The 14,571-nt window shown below is 69.2% G+C and carries 13 protein-coding genes; 10 read left to right on the top strand and 3 right to left on the bottom strand.

The genetic code is table 11. The features are described from left to right. Nucleotides 1-29: 29 nt before the first annotated feature. Nucleotides 30-614 (top strand): TetR family transcriptional regulator, encoded by a 585-nt coding sequence (locus U8D42_RS21495; RefSeq protein WP_322858280.1) that lies wholly within the window; start codon nucleotides 30-32, stop codon nucleotides 612-614. A gap of 11 nt (nucleotides 615-625) precedes the next feature. On the opposite strand, the gene U8D42_RS21490 is transcribed toward U8D42_RS21495, so the two are convergent. Beyond that, nucleotides 626-1,207 carry a TetR/AcrR family transcriptional regulator gene (locus U8D42_RS21490; RefSeq protein ID WP_322858281.1) on the bottom strand — a complete coding sequence of 194 codons (582 nt, stop codon included), beginning with the start codon at nucleotides 1,205-1,207 and terminating at the stop codon, nucleotides 626-628. A gap of 143 nt (nucleotides 1,208-1,350) precedes the next feature. Between U8D42_RS21490 and U8D42_RS21485 the strand changes: the two genes are divergently transcribed. From U8D42_RS21485 to U8D42_RS21445, 9 genes are all read left to right on the top strand, one after another. Further along, a complete protein-coding gene (locus U8D42_RS21485; RefSeq protein WP_322858282.1) occupies nucleotides 1,351-3,576 on the top strand; it encodes an acyl-CoA dehydrogenase in 2,226 nt (741 codons plus the stop codon). An 8-nt stretch (nucleotides 3,577-3,584) separates the two neighbouring features. Beyond that, the gene (locus tag U8D42_RS21480; protein WP_085239345.1) at nucleotides 3,585-4,793 is read left to right on the top strand and encodes a thiolase family protein; all 1,209 of its coding nucleotides are present in this window, start codon (nucleotides 3,585-3,587) and stop codon (nucleotides 4,791-4,793) included. A gap of 7 nt (nucleotides 4,794-4,800) precedes the next feature. Next, the gene (locus U8D42_RS21475; protein ID WP_085239346.1) at nucleotides 4,801-5,214 is read left to right on the top strand and encodes a Zn-ribbon domain-containing OB-fold protein; all 414 of its coding nucleotides are present in this window, start codon (nucleotides 4,801-4,803) and stop codon (nucleotides 5,212-5,214) included. A 227-nt stretch (nucleotides 5,215-5,441) separates the two neighbouring features. Then, nucleotides 5,442-6,779, top strand: a complete 1,338-nt coding sequence (locus tag U8D42_RS21470) for an amidohydrolase family protein (protein WP_322858283.1) — start codon at nucleotides 5,442-5,444, stop codon at nucleotides 6,777-6,779. Between the two features lie 2 nt (nucleotides 6,780-6,781). Continuing rightward, nucleotides 6,782-9,109: a CaiB/BaiF CoA-transferase family protein gene (locus U8D42_RS21465; protein ID WP_322858789.1), complete on the top strand. Its 2,328-nt coding sequence runs from the start codon at nucleotides 6,782-6,784 to the stop codon at nucleotides 9,107-9,109. 1 nt (nucleotide 9,110) lies between these two features. Next, nucleotides 9,111-9,452, top strand: coding sequence for a hypothetical protein (locus U8D42_RS21460; RefSeq protein WP_322858284.1), 342 nt, complete (start codon nucleotides 9,111-9,113; stop codon nucleotides 9,450-9,452). Between the two features lie 21 nt (nucleotides 9,453-9,473). Then, nucleotides 9,474-10,643 (top strand): thiolase family protein, encoded by a 1,170-nt coding sequence (locus tag U8D42_RS21455; RefSeq protein WP_322858285.1) that lies wholly within the window; start codon nucleotides 9,474-9,476, stop codon nucleotides 10,641-10,643. Continuing rightward, nucleotides 10,640-11,062 carry a Zn-ribbon domain-containing OB-fold protein gene (locus tag U8D42_RS21450; protein WP_322858286.1) on the top strand — a complete coding sequence of 141 codons (423 nt, stop codon included), beginning with the start codon at nucleotides 10,640-10,642 and terminating at the stop codon, nucleotides 11,060-11,062. Before U8D42_RS21455 ends, U8D42_RS21450 begins: the two co-directional genes overlap by 4 nt. 7 nt (nucleotides 11,063-11,069) lie before the next feature. After that, nucleotides 11,070-11,723, top strand: coding sequence for a MarR family transcriptional regulator (locus U8D42_RS21445; RefSeq protein ID WP_322858287.1), 654 nt, complete (start codon nucleotides 11,070-11,072; stop codon nucleotides 11,721-11,723). Here the strand turns inward: U8D42_RS21445 and fadD1 are convergent. After that, nucleotides 11,662-13,305 (bottom strand): fatty-acid--CoA ligase FadD1, encoded by a 1,644-nt coding sequence (gene fadD1 / locus U8D42_RS21440; protein WP_322858288.1) that lies wholly within the window; start codon nucleotides 13,303-13,305, stop codon nucleotides 11,662-11,664. The two genes, U8D42_RS21445 and fadD1, sit on opposite strands and share 62 nt — an antisense overlap. A 469-nt stretch (nucleotides 13,306-13,774) precedes the next feature. Beyond that, entirely contained in the window at nucleotides 13,775-14,545 is a 771-nt protein-coding gene (locus U8D42_RS21435; protein WP_090419659.1) for an SDR family NAD(P)-dependent oxidoreductase, read from the bottom strand. Nucleotides 14,546-14,571: the final 26 nt, after the last annotated feature.

Below are 14,571 nucleotides of genomic sequence, written 5' to 3'. Positions count from 1 at the left end.
AGGTGCGATTCGCGGGAAAAGGCGGGGGAATGGCTGCCACGACGTCGTTGGCCGAACGGAAACGCACGGCGATGCGTCAGCGCATCGCGGACGCCGCCGCTCAGCTGGTCGCCGACCGCGGACTGGCCGCGACGACGGTGGAGCGCATCGCGGACGAGGCCGACATCGGGCGGGCGACCTTCTTCCGGTACTTCAACTCCAAGGAAGACGCCGTCGCCGAGGGCATGACCGCCCACTGGCTCAACAGGATCACCACCGCCCTGGCGGCCCAGCCGGAGCACCTGAGCGCCATCGACGCGGTCATCGGCGCCTTCGCCGAGCTCGCCGCCGGATCCGCCGACATCGAGGACCAGATCCGCGAACTGGCCATCCTCACAAGGTCTTCCGAGACACTGGACGCCTGGACACTCCACATCTATGTGCGCTACGAACGGGCCATCGCCGACCTCATCGCGCCGCGCCTACAGCGGTTGGCCGCGCAGGACCCCAGGCCCCGCCTGATCGGTGCGCTGGCGATGGCCACCGTCCGCATCGCTCTGGACGACTGGCTCAGTCACGGGGGATCGCTACCGGACCGCGTCGGTCACGGGCTGGCGGCGATCACGCTCGGGTGATTCGACCGGTATCAACCTTTGAGTGCCTCGACGATGAGCCGCGTCGTGAGCTCGGCTCGGTGTCGTGAATACCGTTGCGGGTCGGACAGGATCGGATAGACGACGCCGCCGACGATCGCGTCCGCGGCCGACTCGGCGGTCGGCTCGTCGATGCCGTCGGCAAGGATCCGTGCCCGGACACCCTCGTGCAGGGGCTCACTGAATCCGGCGCGCAGTTTGGCCGCGGTCTCCTCGTGTTCCATGCCCGCGGTGGTCAAGATCCGCAGCATGGCCGAACCGCGGGCCGTCGTCAGGGTCGTGGCGAGCTTGCGCACCCAGCCCACCAAATCGGCCGCCAGATCGTCGGTGTGATTGACCGCCGCGAGGAGCTGGTCGGCGTCCTCGAGCATGACGTCGGCGACCAGGGCCGGTCGGCTGGGCCACCAGCGATAGATGGTCTGCTTGCCGACCCCGGCCCGAGCGGCGACCGCCTCGATGGTCAGACCGTCGAACCCCCGCTCCAGAAGCAGTTCGCGCGTGGCGGTGACGATCGCCGTGCGCGACTTCTCGCTGCGCCGCCGCGGCGGGCTCACTCGGCTGAGATCGCTTGGCATATGGTGATCCTCACTGCCGCGGTGGCCCGCTTTACATAGCCTGACTGCCCCCGGTAGTCTGCCACAAGACGAGACGGTCCGTCTTGTGAGTCGGAAGGGTAGCAGTCGGTGCGGCCAACCTTAGTCACCTCTCGGCCGTCATCGTGACCCTCGGATTGAGCCCTGAGCAGCAGGAGCTCAGCGCTGCCGTCGGACAGTTCGCCGCCCGGCACGCGCCCATCGCCGCCACCCGCGACAGCTTCGACGACCTCGCGGCGGGGCGGCGGCCGGGGTGGTGGAAGGCTCTGGTCGGCAACGGGTTTCATGCGGTGCACCTGCCCGAAAGCGTTGGCGGGCAGGGCGGCCGGCTGATCGACGCCGCGTGCGTTCTCGAGGCGGCGGGCAAGGCGCTGTTGCCGGGGCCGCTGTTGCCGACCGTCGCCGCCGGGGCCGTTGCGTTGCTGGCCGACGCGACGCCCGCGGCCGAGGCGCTGCTGCGCGACCTGGCCGCCGGCGCCACCGCGGCGGTCGTGCTTCCCGACGAAGGCGCCTTCAGCGCGCGCTCCCACGACGGGGGGTGGCTGGTCACCGGCGCGTCGGAGGTGACCGCGGGCGTGTGCGCGGCGCGGACCGTGCTGGTCGGGGCCCACACCGACGGCGACGGCCTGGTCTGGGTGCCGGTCGACACCGAAAAGACCGGCGTGACAGCCGAACCCGTGAACGGCACCGACCTCGTCGCCGACGCCGGGGTCTTGCGACTGGACGCCTACCGGGCCGCGGGCTCGGAGGTGCTGACCGGAATAGACCACGACCGCGCGCGGTGCGTCACGCTGGGCTTACTGGCCAGCGCGATGTCCGGCATCGTCCAGTGGTGCGTCGAAGCGGTGACCGCGCACCTGCGGATCCGCGAACAGTTCGGCAAGGTGATCGGCACGTTCCAGGCCCTGCAGCACAACGCCGCGATGCTGTTGGTCAGCAGCGAACTGGCCACCGCCGCGGCCTGGGATGCGGTGCGGGCCGCCGACGAACCGATCGAGCAGCACCAGATGGCGGCCGCGGGTGCGGCGGTGATCGCGATATCGCCGGTGCCCGACCTCGTCCTGGACGCGTTGACCATGTTCGGCGCGATCGGCTTCACCTGGGAGCACGACCTGCACCTGTACTGGCGGCGGGCGATCAGCCTCGCGGCCTCGATCGGCCCGGCGAATCGTTGGGCCAGGCGGCTGGGGGAGCTGACCTGCACCCGGCAACGCGACATGTCGGTCGACCTCGGGGCCGCGGAAGCGGAGTTCCGGGCGTGGGTGGCCGAGACCCTTGACGCCGCAATGCAGTTGCGCAACGACACACCGGCGCCGCACGGCGACTACCCGGACCAGGCCTCCGGGCCCCAGCGCACGTTGATGGCCGACGCCGGCCTGATCGCGCCGCACTGGCCGGCGCCGTGGGGCGTCGATGCGGGTCCCCTCAAGCAGCTCATCATCGACGAAGAGTTCGCCAAGCGGCCCGGGCTGGTCCGGACGTCGCTCAACATCGCCGAGTGGATTCTGCCCTCGGTGCTGGCCGCCGCGCCAAAGGACCTGCAAGAAAAGCTGATTCCGCCGACCCAACGCGGCGAGATTCATTGGTGCCAGCTGTTCAGCGAGCCGGGCGCCGGCTCCGACCTCGCGTCGCTGGCCACCCGGGCAACCAAGGTCGACGGCGGTTGGCGGATCAACGGCCACAAGATCTGGACGTCGTTGGCGCAGTACGCCGACCTTGGCGCGCTGCTGGCGCGCACCGACCCCGAAGCCAGCAAGCACCGTGGCATCGGTTACTTCATCCTGGATATGCGGTCGCCCGGCATTGAGATCCAGCCGATCAAAACGGCCACCGGGCAGGAGCACTTCAACGAGGTGTTCCTCAACGACGTCTTCGTCCCCGACGACATGTTGCTGGGCGCCCCCAGCGACGGCTGGAACCTGGCGATCGCGACGATGGCCGAAGAGCGCTCCGCCATCAGCGGATACGTCAAGTTCGACCGCGCGGCGGCGCTGCGCCGGCTGGCGGCCGAACCGGGACCCGACCGCGACGACGCGCTGCGCGCGCTCGGCGAACTGGACGCGTACACCAACGCCATCAAGGCGCTGGGCGTGCGGGAGACCATCCGGTTGCTCGACGGCCAGGCGTCGGGCCCGGCGTCCAGCATCGCCAAGGTCGCGATGAACGTGCTGTTGCGCAAGACCTTCGAGGCCACACTGCGCTTGACCGGTCGGGCGGCGATGGTCGCCGACGCCGACCCCGACATCGTCGAGCGCTACCTGCACCTGCCCGCCGAGTTGATCGGCGGGGGTACCCGCGAAATTCAGCTGAACATCATCGCGCAGATGATCCTCGGACTGCCCCGGAAGTAGGACCGCGCATGGGATTACGTGGAGAGGCCGCGATCGTCGGCTACGTCGAGCTGCCGCCCGAGCGGCTCAACAAGGCCTCGCTCGCCCCGTTCGCGATCGAGCAATGGGCGGAGCTGTCCGCGGCCGCCCTCGAAGACGCCGGATTGCCCGGCGACGCGGTCAACGGCATCGTGGCGTCGCACCTGGCGGAGTCCGAGATCTTCGTGCCGTCGACCATCGCCGAATACCTGGGCGTCGGCGCGCGATTCGCCGAGCACGTCGACCTCGGCGGCGCCAGCGCCGCGGCCATGGTCTGGCGCGCCGCCGCGGCGATCGAGCTGGGCATCTGTGACGCCGTCTTGTGCGCGCTGCCGGCCCGATACATCACGCCGTCTTCGAAGAAGAAGCCCAGGCCGATGGTGGACGCGATGTTCTTCGGGTCGTCGAGCAACCAATATGGTTCTCCCCAGGCCGAATTCGAGATCCCCTACGGCAATCTTGGCCAGAACGGGCCCTACGGGCAGGTGGCCCAACGCTACGCGGCCGTGTACGGCTACGACGAGCGGGCGATGGCCAAGATCGTCGTCGACCAGCGGGTCAACGCCAACCACACCGAGGGCGCGATCTGGAAGGACAAACCGCTGACGGTCGACGACGTCCTGGCCAGCCCCGTGATCGCCGACCCGCTGCACATGCTGGAGATCGTGATGCCCTGCGTCGGTGGTGCCGCGGTGGTCGTCGCCAACGCCGACCTGGCCAGGCGCGCGCGCCATCGGCCCGTGTGGATCAAGGGATTCGGCGAACACGTCCCTTTCAAGACCCCGACCTACGCCAAGGACCTGCTGCACACCCCCATCGTCGAGGCAGCCGACACCGCGTTCGCGATGACCGGGCTGACCCGCGAGCAGATGGACATGGTGTCCATCTACGACTGCTACACCATCACCGTGCTGCTGTCGCTGGAGGACGCGGGCTTCTGCGAGAAGGGCAAAGGCATGGAATTCGTCGCCGGCCATGACCTGACCTTCCGCGGCGACTTCCCGCTCAACACCGCGGGCGGGCAATTGGGTTTCGGTCAGGCCGGACTCGCCGGCGGCATGCACCATGTCTGCGACGCCACCCGCCAGATCATGGGTCGCGCGGGTGCGGCGCAGGTCGCCGACTGTCACCGCGCCTTCGTGTCCGGCAACGGCGGCATCCTGTCGGAGCAAACCACGCTGATACTCGAGGGGGATTGATTCCGACATGACCACCTTCGAGCGCCCGATGCCGGTCAAAACGCCTACCACCGCCCCGTTTTGGGACGCACTGGCGCAGCACCGCATCGTGATCCAGTATTCGCCCTCGCTGGGAAGCTACGTGTTCTACCCGCGGGTGCGCGCGCCGCGCACGCTCGCCGATGACCTGGAGTGGCGAGAGATCTCCGGCATGGGGACGTTGTATTCCTACACGGTGGCGCGGCGCCCGGTCAGCCCGCACTTCGCAGACGCGGTTCCGCAGCTGCTGGCGATCGTCGAATGGGACGAGGGGCCAAGGTTTTCCACCGAAATGGTCAACGTCGACCCCGCCGACCTCAGGGTGGGGATGCGGGTGAAGCCGGTGTTCTTCGACTACCCCGAGCACGACGTCACGATGTTGCGCTACGAGCCGGCCGACTGATCTCGCCGGGGGTGCGGCCAGCCGGACACGCGAGCCCGAAAGTGCGGCCAGCCGCACCCTCGCCGCAGCGACTATTAGTCCATAGCCGGCGCCGGAACTGCCGGACCACCTATGTGGGCAGCGCGCATTGCACGGCAATCGAACACAGCGATGCCGGCGCCGAGCTGGCGGTTGACACTGTGATCGGCGCCATTGTCTACTAGTCGCAGATCATCGAGGAGCGCGGCATGAACAAGGACGACTTGATCCTGATCAGCGTGGACGATCACATCGCGGAGCCCGCCGACATGTTCGACGCGCACGTCCCCGCCAAGTACAAAGACCGCGCGCCCCGGGTGGTCGTCGAACCCGACGGCGTCCAGCAGTGGTACTACGGCGACGTCCGCGGCCGGAACATGGGCCTGAACGCCGTGGCGGGCAAGCCCCGCGAGATGTACAACATCGACGCCTCCCGCTACGACGAGATGCGCCCCGGCTGCTTCAACGTCGACGAACGGGTCCGCGACATGAACGCCGGCGGGCAGCTGGCCGGCCTGAACTTCCCGAACTTCACCGGCTTCTCCGGTCAGGTCCTCAGCCAGGGCCCCGACCGTGCGGTCAACCTGGTGATGATCAAGGCCTACAACGACTGGCACGTCGACGAGTGGTGCGCGGCCTACCCGGGCCGGTTCATCCCCTGCGGCATCCTGCCCCTGTTCGACGTGGCCGAGGCGGCCACGGAGGTCAAGCGCCTCGCCGACAAGGGCTGCCATGCGGTGACGTTTTCGGAGAATCCAGAGGCGTTGCAAATGCCCAGCATTCACACCAAGTACTGGTACCCGCTGTTCGAGGCGGTCTGCGAGAACAACACGGTGCTGTGCACGCATGTCGGCTCCGCGTCGCGCTCGCCGCAGGTGTCGACGGACGCCCCGCCCAGTGTGCAGATGACGGCGTCGTCGATGATGAGCATGTTCACCTTCACCGAGCTGATCTGGGCCGAGTTCTGGGCGGACTTCCCGCAGCTGAAGTTCTCGCTCACCGAGGGCGACGTCGGCTGGATACCGTACTTCCTGTGGCGCGCCGAACATGTCTACAACCGCCATTCGGGGTGGACGCAGGCCAAGTTCCCGCCCGGTTACAGCGGGCCGGCCGACGTGTTCAAGCGGCACTTCTACACGTGCTTCATCAGCGACAAGGTCGGCGTGCGCAACATGGATTGGTTCAACGAGGACATGCTGTGCTGGGAGTCCGACTTTCCCCACTCGGACAGCAACTGGCCGTTCGCGCCCGAGGATGTGATGGAGACGATGGGGCATCTCGATGACCGGGTCATCGACAAGATCACGCACGAAAACGCCATGGCCGCCTACTCGTTCGACCCGTTCCAGCACATTCCGAGGGAACATGCCCGCGCCGGTTACCTGCGCGCGCAGGCCGCCGACGTCGACGTGGTGACGCATGTGGGCCGCCGGGCCAGCCAGCGCGATCGGGACGCGTGGACCCGGATGACCCAATTCGCCCTGCAGTCGCAGGTGACGGCCGAAGCCGCCGGAATTTCGGGGCGCGCCACCACCCTGGGCAATTGAACGTGGCAGCAGGAGCGCCGTTCGCGGACTGGCGTGTGCTGGAGCTGTCCAACGGGATCGCCGTGTCCTACTGCGGCAAGATGTTCGCCGATGCGGGCGCCGAGGTGGTCAAGATCGAATCGCCGCAGGGCGATTCGATGCGCGAGCGGTCGGCCGGCGGACCGGCCGGGGCGTTGTTCGCCTACCTGGCCGCGGCCAAGAGATCGGTGATCGACAGCGGCCAGGCGGAGATCGCCGCGCTGTTCGCCGGTGCCGACATCGTGCTCACCGACTTGACCGACGGATGGACGCTCGACGAGATCACCGCCCACACCGGCGCTTCGGCCGTGGTGGTCGCCGTGACACCGTTCGGCACGACGGGACCCTACGTCGACGATCGGGTGATCGCCAACGAGTTCATCCTGCAGGCGTTGTGCGGATCGACCGCCGGCCGCGGCTGGCCGGAGGACGAACCGGTGCAGGCGGGCGGGCAGCTCGGCGAGTGGCTGGCGGGCACCTTCGCGGCCGCGGTCACCGCGGCGACCGCCCGGCACGCCGCGCGCAGCGGCCGCGGCGAGGTCATCGACGTCTCGACGTACGAGGCGATGGTCATCGCGATGGGTGGCCTGTCCGCCATGTCGGCCAGCGTCTTGGGCGCGGACTCCCTGTTGGGGCGGCGCAGCCTGGAACTGCCCTCGATCGTCCCCACCGCCGACGGCCTGGTGGGCTTCTGCACCATCACCGCGCAGCAGTTCCAGGACTTCCTGGTGCTGATCGAGCGTGCCGATCTCCTCGACGATGCCGAGCTGGCCTCGTTCGACGGGCGCGTCGCCCGCCGCGACGAATTCCTCGACATGGTCACGCAGTGGACCCGGTCGCGCACCACCCAGGAGATCGTCGACCTCGCGGTCGCCTTCCGAATCCCGGTGGCGCCGATCGGGACACCCGAAATGCTGCCGGAGATCGACCATTTCGTGGAGCGCGGGGTGTTCGTCGAATCCGGGGCGGGCGGGTTGCAGCCGAGGGTGCCGTATCGCAGCGATGAGATGACGACCAGGCCGCCGGGGCCCCCGCCGCGGCTCGGCGCCGGCAATGGCCGCGTCGACTGGCCACCGCGGAACAACCCGCGGCGCGGGGGGGACACTCTGCCGCTGGCGGACACGCGGATCACCGACTTCACCGCCTTCTGGGCGGGGCCGGTCGCCACCCAACTGCTGGGCGCCCTGGGCGCCGACGTGATCAAGGTCGAGGGCGTCCGGCGGCCCGACGGCATGCGGTTCTCCGCCGGGCGCCCACCCAGCTGGGATCAGTGGTGGGAGTGGGGCCCGGTCTTTCTGTGCAGCAACAACAACAAGCGCGCCGTCAGCGTCGAACTCAGTACCGAGGCGGGGCGGGCCATCGCGCTGGAGCTCGTCGCCGCAAGCGATCTCGTTCTCGAGAACTTCTCGCCGCGGGTGATGACGAACTTCGGCCTGGGCTGGGATGCCGTGCGAGCGGCCAACCCGCGCGCCGTCATGGTGCGGATGCCCGCCTTCGGACTCGACGGTCCCTGGCGTGACCGCGTGGGCTTCGCCCAGACGATGGAGCAGGCGACCGGCATGGCGTGGATGACCGGACACCGCGACGGCCCCCCGGTGATTCCCCGTGGCGTGTGCGACCCGATCGCGGGCCTGCACGCGGCGTTCGCCGCGGTGGCCGCACTGGTGCTCCGCGACCGCGACGGGCGCGGGATGCACGTCGAATCCACCATGGTGGAGGCGGCGCTGAACGTGGCCGCCGAGATGCTGGTCGAATACTCACGCAATGGAATCAAGATGCGCCGCAACGGCAACCGCGGCCCCGGCGCCAACCCGCAGGGCGTCTACCGCTGCCGCGGAGAGGACGACTGGGTGGCACTGGCCGCGGTGGACGACGACGCCCGCGCGGCGCTGGCCCGGCTGCTCGGCCGGCCGGACCTCGGGGCCGACGACTGGCGTGAGCAACCGGACGAAATCGACAAGCTGATCTCCGACTGGACCGCACGGCAGGCGGTGACCGAAGCGGTCGACGCGTTGCGCGCGGCGGGGGTGGCGGCGGCGCGTGTCACGCCGGCCCCGGAACTGCTGCGCGATCCGCACCTGCACGCGCGGGGCTTCTGGGAGCAAGTCGACCATCCGGTCGCCGGCTCCTTCCTGTGCACCGGCATGCCGTTCACGTTCCTGGGCCGGCCGCGGCGCTGGATCCGCCGGGTACCGCCGCTGTACGGCCAGCACACCGAGGAGGTCCTCACCGGCCTGCTGGGACGCAGCCAACAGGATCTGTCCGCGCTGCGGGAGTCGGGAACCATCAGCGCCAGGCCGGCGGGCCTGTGACATGGCGGTCACGCTCTGTGTGCCCCCGCGCGCCGGCGAATTGTGCGCCCCGGTGCGGTTTTTGGTCCGCCACGAGTCGGTGGTGATGGAGTTGACCGCACGGCACCGCATCACCAGCGTGGAATGGGACGAGCGCGAGCATGCCGTCGCGATGGTCGTCGAAATCACCGACCCCGGGACCGCGCGGCCCGTCGACGTGCGGATCGACGTGGTGGAACGGGGCGCGGGGGCCGGCGGGCCGCCCACCGGTGCCCGCGCCACGACGATCGGCACCATCACCCGCGACGGGCGGCGGTACGACGTCGTCGGCACCTACCTCGGCGTCGTGGCAGACGAAAACTAGAGCAACGCAAAGGATCATTCAGTGGCAGCCACCAAACGCACCGCGGCGATCGTCGGCGTGCACAACACCCGGCAGGGCCGGCGCCTGGACGGCGAGACCTCACGGAGCCTGACCCTGAGCGCCATCCGCGGCGCGCTCGACGACGCGGGCCTGCGCCTGGACGACGTCGACGGGATCAGCGCCGGGCCGCTGTCCACCGCGCTCATCTACGACCTGCGCCTCGGGCCGGCCTGGCAGGGGCTCGCCTTCGGTGTCGGCATGATCACCGAGGCGGTGACCGCGATCGAGCACGGCATGGCCGACGTGGTGGTGCTCGTCGCCGCCCAGGCCGGCGAGTACCGCGATCACGAGGCGACGGCGCCGTGGACGCGGCCGGAAAACGAATTCGTCGCCCCGTGGGGCATGTTCACCACCGCAGAGTTCGCCCTCATCGCGCGCCGCCACATGCACACCTACGGCACGACGCGCGAACAACTCTCTATCGTCGCCGCGACCATCCGCAACAACGGATCGCGCAACCCCGAAGCCGTCTACTACCAACGCGGACCCTTCACCCCCGACGACATCACCGCGTCGCGGCCCATCGCCGACCCCTTTCACCTCCTGGACTGCGCCACCACCTCCGAGGGCGGCTGCGCCCTGGTCGTGGCCGACGTCGAAAAGACTGGCGGCGCAAGTCAACCCATCTACGTGCTGGGCAGCGGCGCCGACTTCCACGGCCCGTCCTACCAGCACCCGCCGGCGTGGGACCTCGCCGGGCGGCGGGACCGGCACGGCGGATACGTCAACGGCGTGGTCGGCCGGCGCGCCGCCGAGCGCGCGTTCGCCCACGCCGGGCTGCGGCCCGACGACGTCGACGTGCTCGAGCTCTACGACCCGTTCTCCTTCGAAATCATCCGCCAGCTCGAAGCGTTCGGGTTCTGCGGCGAGGGCGAGGGCGGCCCGTTCGTCGCCGACGGCCACATCGCCATCGACGGCAGCCATCCCATCACCACCGACGGAGGAACCATGTCGTTCAGCCACGCGGGTTCCAACCCGCAGATGATGCAACGGGCCGTCCGTGCCGTCCAGCAGCTGCGCGGTCAGGCCGGCGAGCTCCAGGTCCCCGATGCGCACATCGCGTTGTGCAGCAACGGGGGGGCGGGCGCCTTGTTCACCACCCTGCTGCTGCTGGGGGACGAACCGCGGTGACCTCCGACGCCCTGCGCCCGCAAACCGGCCCGCTGCCCCATGCCAGTAGTCACCTCAGCCTGCCCTTCTGGCAGGGCTGTCGATCGGGGGAACTGCGCTACCAACGCTGCGACGCCTGCGGATGTGCCAACTTCCCGCCGACCGAGCACTGCCGCCAATGCCTTTCGGCTGACGTGCGCTGGGAACGCGGCGCCGGCCTGGGCGAGATCTACAGCTGGACCGTGGTTCACCGGCCGGTGACGGCGGAGTTCTCCCCGCCCTACGCGCCGGCCATCGTCACGCTGGACGAGGGCTACCAGATGCTGACCAACGTCGTCGGCGTCGCGCCGAAGCAATTGCGGATCGGCATGCGGGTGCGGGTGCAATTCCATGCGGTCGGCCCCGACGTGACGCTGCCCTACTTCACCGGCGAGAAGTAGGCCGGCCATGAGCCCCCGGCGCACCAGCAACGGCCTGCCGGTGACGGCCTACCTGGTGCTGGGCGTGCTCGCCGCCAACGACGAGCAACTCACGGCGGGCGAGATCAAGATGCGCGCCGAGCTGTCGGTCGGCCACTTCTACTGGTCCCCGTCGGTCAGTCATGTACGCCGCGAACTGAATCGGTTGTTGGCCCGCGGAATGGTCGGCGAGATCGGCGCCCGGTCGGGAAAACGGGCGATCACGCTCTACGAGACCACCGATGCCGGGCTCGACGCACTGCGCCGGTGGGTGCGACACTTCCCGGGTGACGACCAGGTCGTCATCAAGCACCCCGTGATCCTCAAGACCTGGCTCGCCCGTGGCGGGGATCCCGAACACATCGTCGACACGTTGGATCGCCATCTCGAGGCGACCCGGGCGCGGCTGGACGAGGCGTTGTGGTCGCGGCAGCGGTCGCGCGACCTCGGCATCAGCGCCGATCCCGACCAGCGCTTCTCGTTCGCCGTCCTGGACTACGCGATCCGCGGCCTGTACGCGGAGCTGTCCAACATCGCGCAGCTGCGCGACGAGATCGCCTGCGGCACAGCGCGGGACCCGGTCAAGCGGGTGCGACGGTCGAAGGGTCAGATCCGCCGTCGCGTGCCTCCCGGCCAGGGCTAGGCGTGGCGATGGCATAGGCGGTGCCCCGTGGGTCGCGCTCCCACAGTGTTTCCCCCGCTCCGACATCGGTCGCCTCGGCGATGAGTTGACGCTTGAGCACCTTGTGGGTGGCGGTGCTGGGCAGGTCGGTGGCGATGCGGACGTAGCGCGGGCGCGCCTTCGGGGACAGGTCGGGCTGAGCGTCGAGGAATGCCTCTAACTCGGCGGGGTCCAGGGTGCGCCCCTCGTTGAGGACGATCGCCGCCATCACCTGGTCCCCGACGCGCCCGTCCGGGACGGCGTACACCGCCACGCGGTTGATCGCGGGGTGCCGCAACAGGATTCGCTCGATCGGCGCGGCGGCGAGGTTCTCCCCGTCGACCCTCATCCAGTCGGCGGTGCGGCCGGCCAGGTATATCCAACCCTCGGCGTCGCGGTAGGCGAGGTCGCCCGACCAGTACATGCCGTGGCGCATGCGTTCGGCGTTGGCCTCCGGGTCGTTGTAGTACCCGGTGAAGAAACCCGATCCCGCCGTGTTGACCAACTCGCCCACGGCTTCGTCGGCATTGACCAGGGCGCCGTCGGCGTCGAACCGGGCGACCGCGCACTCGGTCACGGTCTCGCTGTTGTAGATCGCCACCCCGTCGACCCCTTTGCCGATCGAACCCCTCGGCGTTCCGGGCTCGCGGATCACGATGACCGCGTTCTCGGTCGAGCCGAAGCCGTCCTCGACCTGCACACCGAAGCGGCGCGCGAACTCCTCGATGTCCTTGTCGTTGGCCTCGTTGCCGAACGCCACCCGCAGGGGGTTGTCGGCGTCATCGCCGCGCTCGGGCGTGGCCAGGATGTAGGCCAGCGGCTTGCCCACGTAGTTCATGTACGTCGCGCCGTACTGACGGACGTCGTCGAGGAAGCTGCTCGCCGAGAACTTCGCCGGCACGATCGCGGCGCCGGAGACCACCGCGGGCGCCCAGCCGGCGACCACCGCGTTGGAGTGGAACAGCGGCATGGACACGTAGCAGGTGTCCTGCTCGGACAGGGCGAAGCGCTGGACCAGGTTGATGCCGGCGAACGTCGCCATCAGGTGTGACACCTGTACCGCCTTGGGGTTTCCGCTGGTTCCCGAGGTGAAGATCATCATGAACGGGTCCGTCGCGGTCACCTGTCGGTGCGGCACCAGTTCGCCTGCACCCCCGACGAACTCGGCCCACTCCTGGCTCGAGGTGTCGAGGATCTGGGTTCCCTCCAAATCCAGGCCGTCCAGCAGCGGCCGGTGTTCGGCATCGGTCACCAGGAACTGGCAATGCGCGCGCCGGACGTCGGCGGCGAGCGCCTCACCGCGCCGCGTGTTGTTCAGGCCGCACAGGACGTAGCCGCCGAGACCGGCGGCCGCCATCTGGGCCAGCATCTCGGGGTTGTTCCCCAGCAGGACGCCCACGTGCATCGGCCGGTTCGGGTCGGCGGCGGAGATCAGGGCCGCCGCGCGCTGCGCCGCTCCCGCCAGGTACTGACTCCAACTCCACTGCAGGGCACGGTGTTTGACCGCGACACCGGGGTCGGACACGCGTTTCTGCAGCAGCGCTTGAATCGTGTCCTCAGTCATCGGTCTCAAATCACCTTCACTATGCCTGGTCGCTGCGAGACGAGACGGTCCGTCTTATGGTAGCGGGGGCACCGAAGACCGGGAGAGCACGGCAGGTGGCTGCCGTCCGCACCCCCGATCCCAGCCCATGACCACCTCGCGTTGTGGAAGTCTTCACGCCGGATTTTCCCAGGTTTCGCTCTCGAACAGTGCGTGTATATCGGCCCCGTCCATCTTCAAGGGCGAAGATTGGCTCATGCTGTTCGAGTTGCACAGGTCGCTGATTCTGCTCAGGAATCGAGCGCGACAATTTCGCCGCCAGGTCTCACAACCCCGATCGATGGATCTCTACGGCCGGCGGCGTCACGGTGGCCGGCTGACCGCGCCGAAAGACGACCAGGAACGCTGACTCCGCTGGTGCCATTGGTGACAAGGGCCCTCGGCCCACTGCCGGAGCCGGCGAGGCGACCACTGACCGCGCTGCCCGCCGCTAGCCGCCCACCATCATCAGGCCGCCATCGACGGCCAGCAGTTGTCCGGTGATGAACCCGGAACCCGGGCCGGCGAGGAAGACCAGCATGGGGCCGAGATCGCGGGTGGGGTCGCCGAGTGTCCCGCCCAACGGGATCATCATCTGCATCTGCTGGTCGATCAACGCGCTCGCGTCGGGGCCGAGGAACTCGCGCAGCCGGTCGGCGCCGGCCGTCTGCACCGCCGGCGCCAGCGCGTTGACGGTGATCTTGTCTGCGGCCCAGGCCTTGGCGGCCGACCGGGTCCACGCCTGCACGGCGCCCTTGGTCGCGGCGTAGACGGCCGAGATCGGGCTGCCCATAACGGCTTCCGACGAGCCGAAGTTGATGATCCGCCCGCCCTTGGGCTCCTGGTCCTTCATGACGGCGTAGGCGGCCTGGTTGGTCAGGATGGTCGCCTTGACGTTGGTGTCCAACAGGAACGAGATCTCGTCGACGCCGATGTAGCCGGGGATCCCGGCCTGCCACAGCCCCGCGGCGTTCACCAGCACGTCGAGCCCGCCGAGGTGGTCGGCGGCCGCCCGCACCATCGCCGAGACCGCGTCCGCGTCGCGCACGTCGCACTGCAGCCAGGTGGCCGCGAGACCGTCCGGTGGCGGGGTCCGGTGATAGGTGGCGGCGACCTCGGCCCCGGCCTCGGTGAGGGCTCCCACGGCGGCCGCGCCGATTCCGGTCGCTCCGCCGGTGACCAGGATTCGCCGGCCGCGTAGCGGTGGTGTCGCATCTGACATGGGCAAGACGCTACCGCCGCGCGGTG

The sequence above is a fragment of the Mycobacterium europaeum genome (assembly GCF_034555895.2).
GTDB lineage: Bacteria > Actinomycetota > Actinomycetes > Mycobacteriales > Mycobacteriaceae > Mycobacterium > Mycobacterium europaeum.
The sequence above is the reverse complement of the archived record's forward strand: the minus strand, read 5'-3'. Positions and strand labels throughout refer to the sequence as shown.

Coding starts and splice junctions, on each gene's coding strand:
- U8D42_RS21435 (WP_090419659.1), bottom strand. CDS start 14,545: ATGTCAGATGCGACACCACCGCTACGCGGCCGGCGAATCCTGGTCACC.
- U8D42_RS21495 (WP_322858280.1), top strand. CDS start 30: ATGGCTGCCACGACGTCGTTGGCCGAACGGAAACGCACGGCGATGCGT.
- U8D42_RS21480 (WP_085239345.1), top strand. CDS start 3,585: ATGGGATTACGTGGAGAGGCCGCGATCGTCGGCTACGTCGAGCTGCCG.
- U8D42_RS21470 (WP_322858283.1), top strand. CDS start 5,442: ATGAACAAGGACGACTTGATCCTGATCAGCGTGGACGATCACATCGCG.
- U8D42_RS21475 (WP_085239346.1), top strand. CDS start 4,801: ATGACCACCTTCGAGCGCCCGATGCCGGTCAAAACGCCTACCACCGCC.
- U8D42_RS21490 (WP_322858281.1), bottom strand. CDS start 1,207: ATGCCAAGCGATCTCAGCCGAGTGAGCCCGCCGCGGCGGCGCAGCGAG.
- U8D42_RS21460 (WP_322858284.1), top strand. CDS start 9,111: ATGGCGGTCACGCTCTGTGTGCCCCCGCGCGCCGGCGAATTGTGCGCC.
- U8D42_RS21445 (WP_322858287.1), top strand. CDS start 11,070: ATGAGCCCCCGGCGCACCAGCAACGGCCTGCCGGTGACGGCCTACCTG.
- fadD1 (WP_322858288.1), bottom strand. CDS start 13,305: ATGACTGAGGACACGATTCAAGCGCTGCTGCAGAAACGCGTGTCCGAC.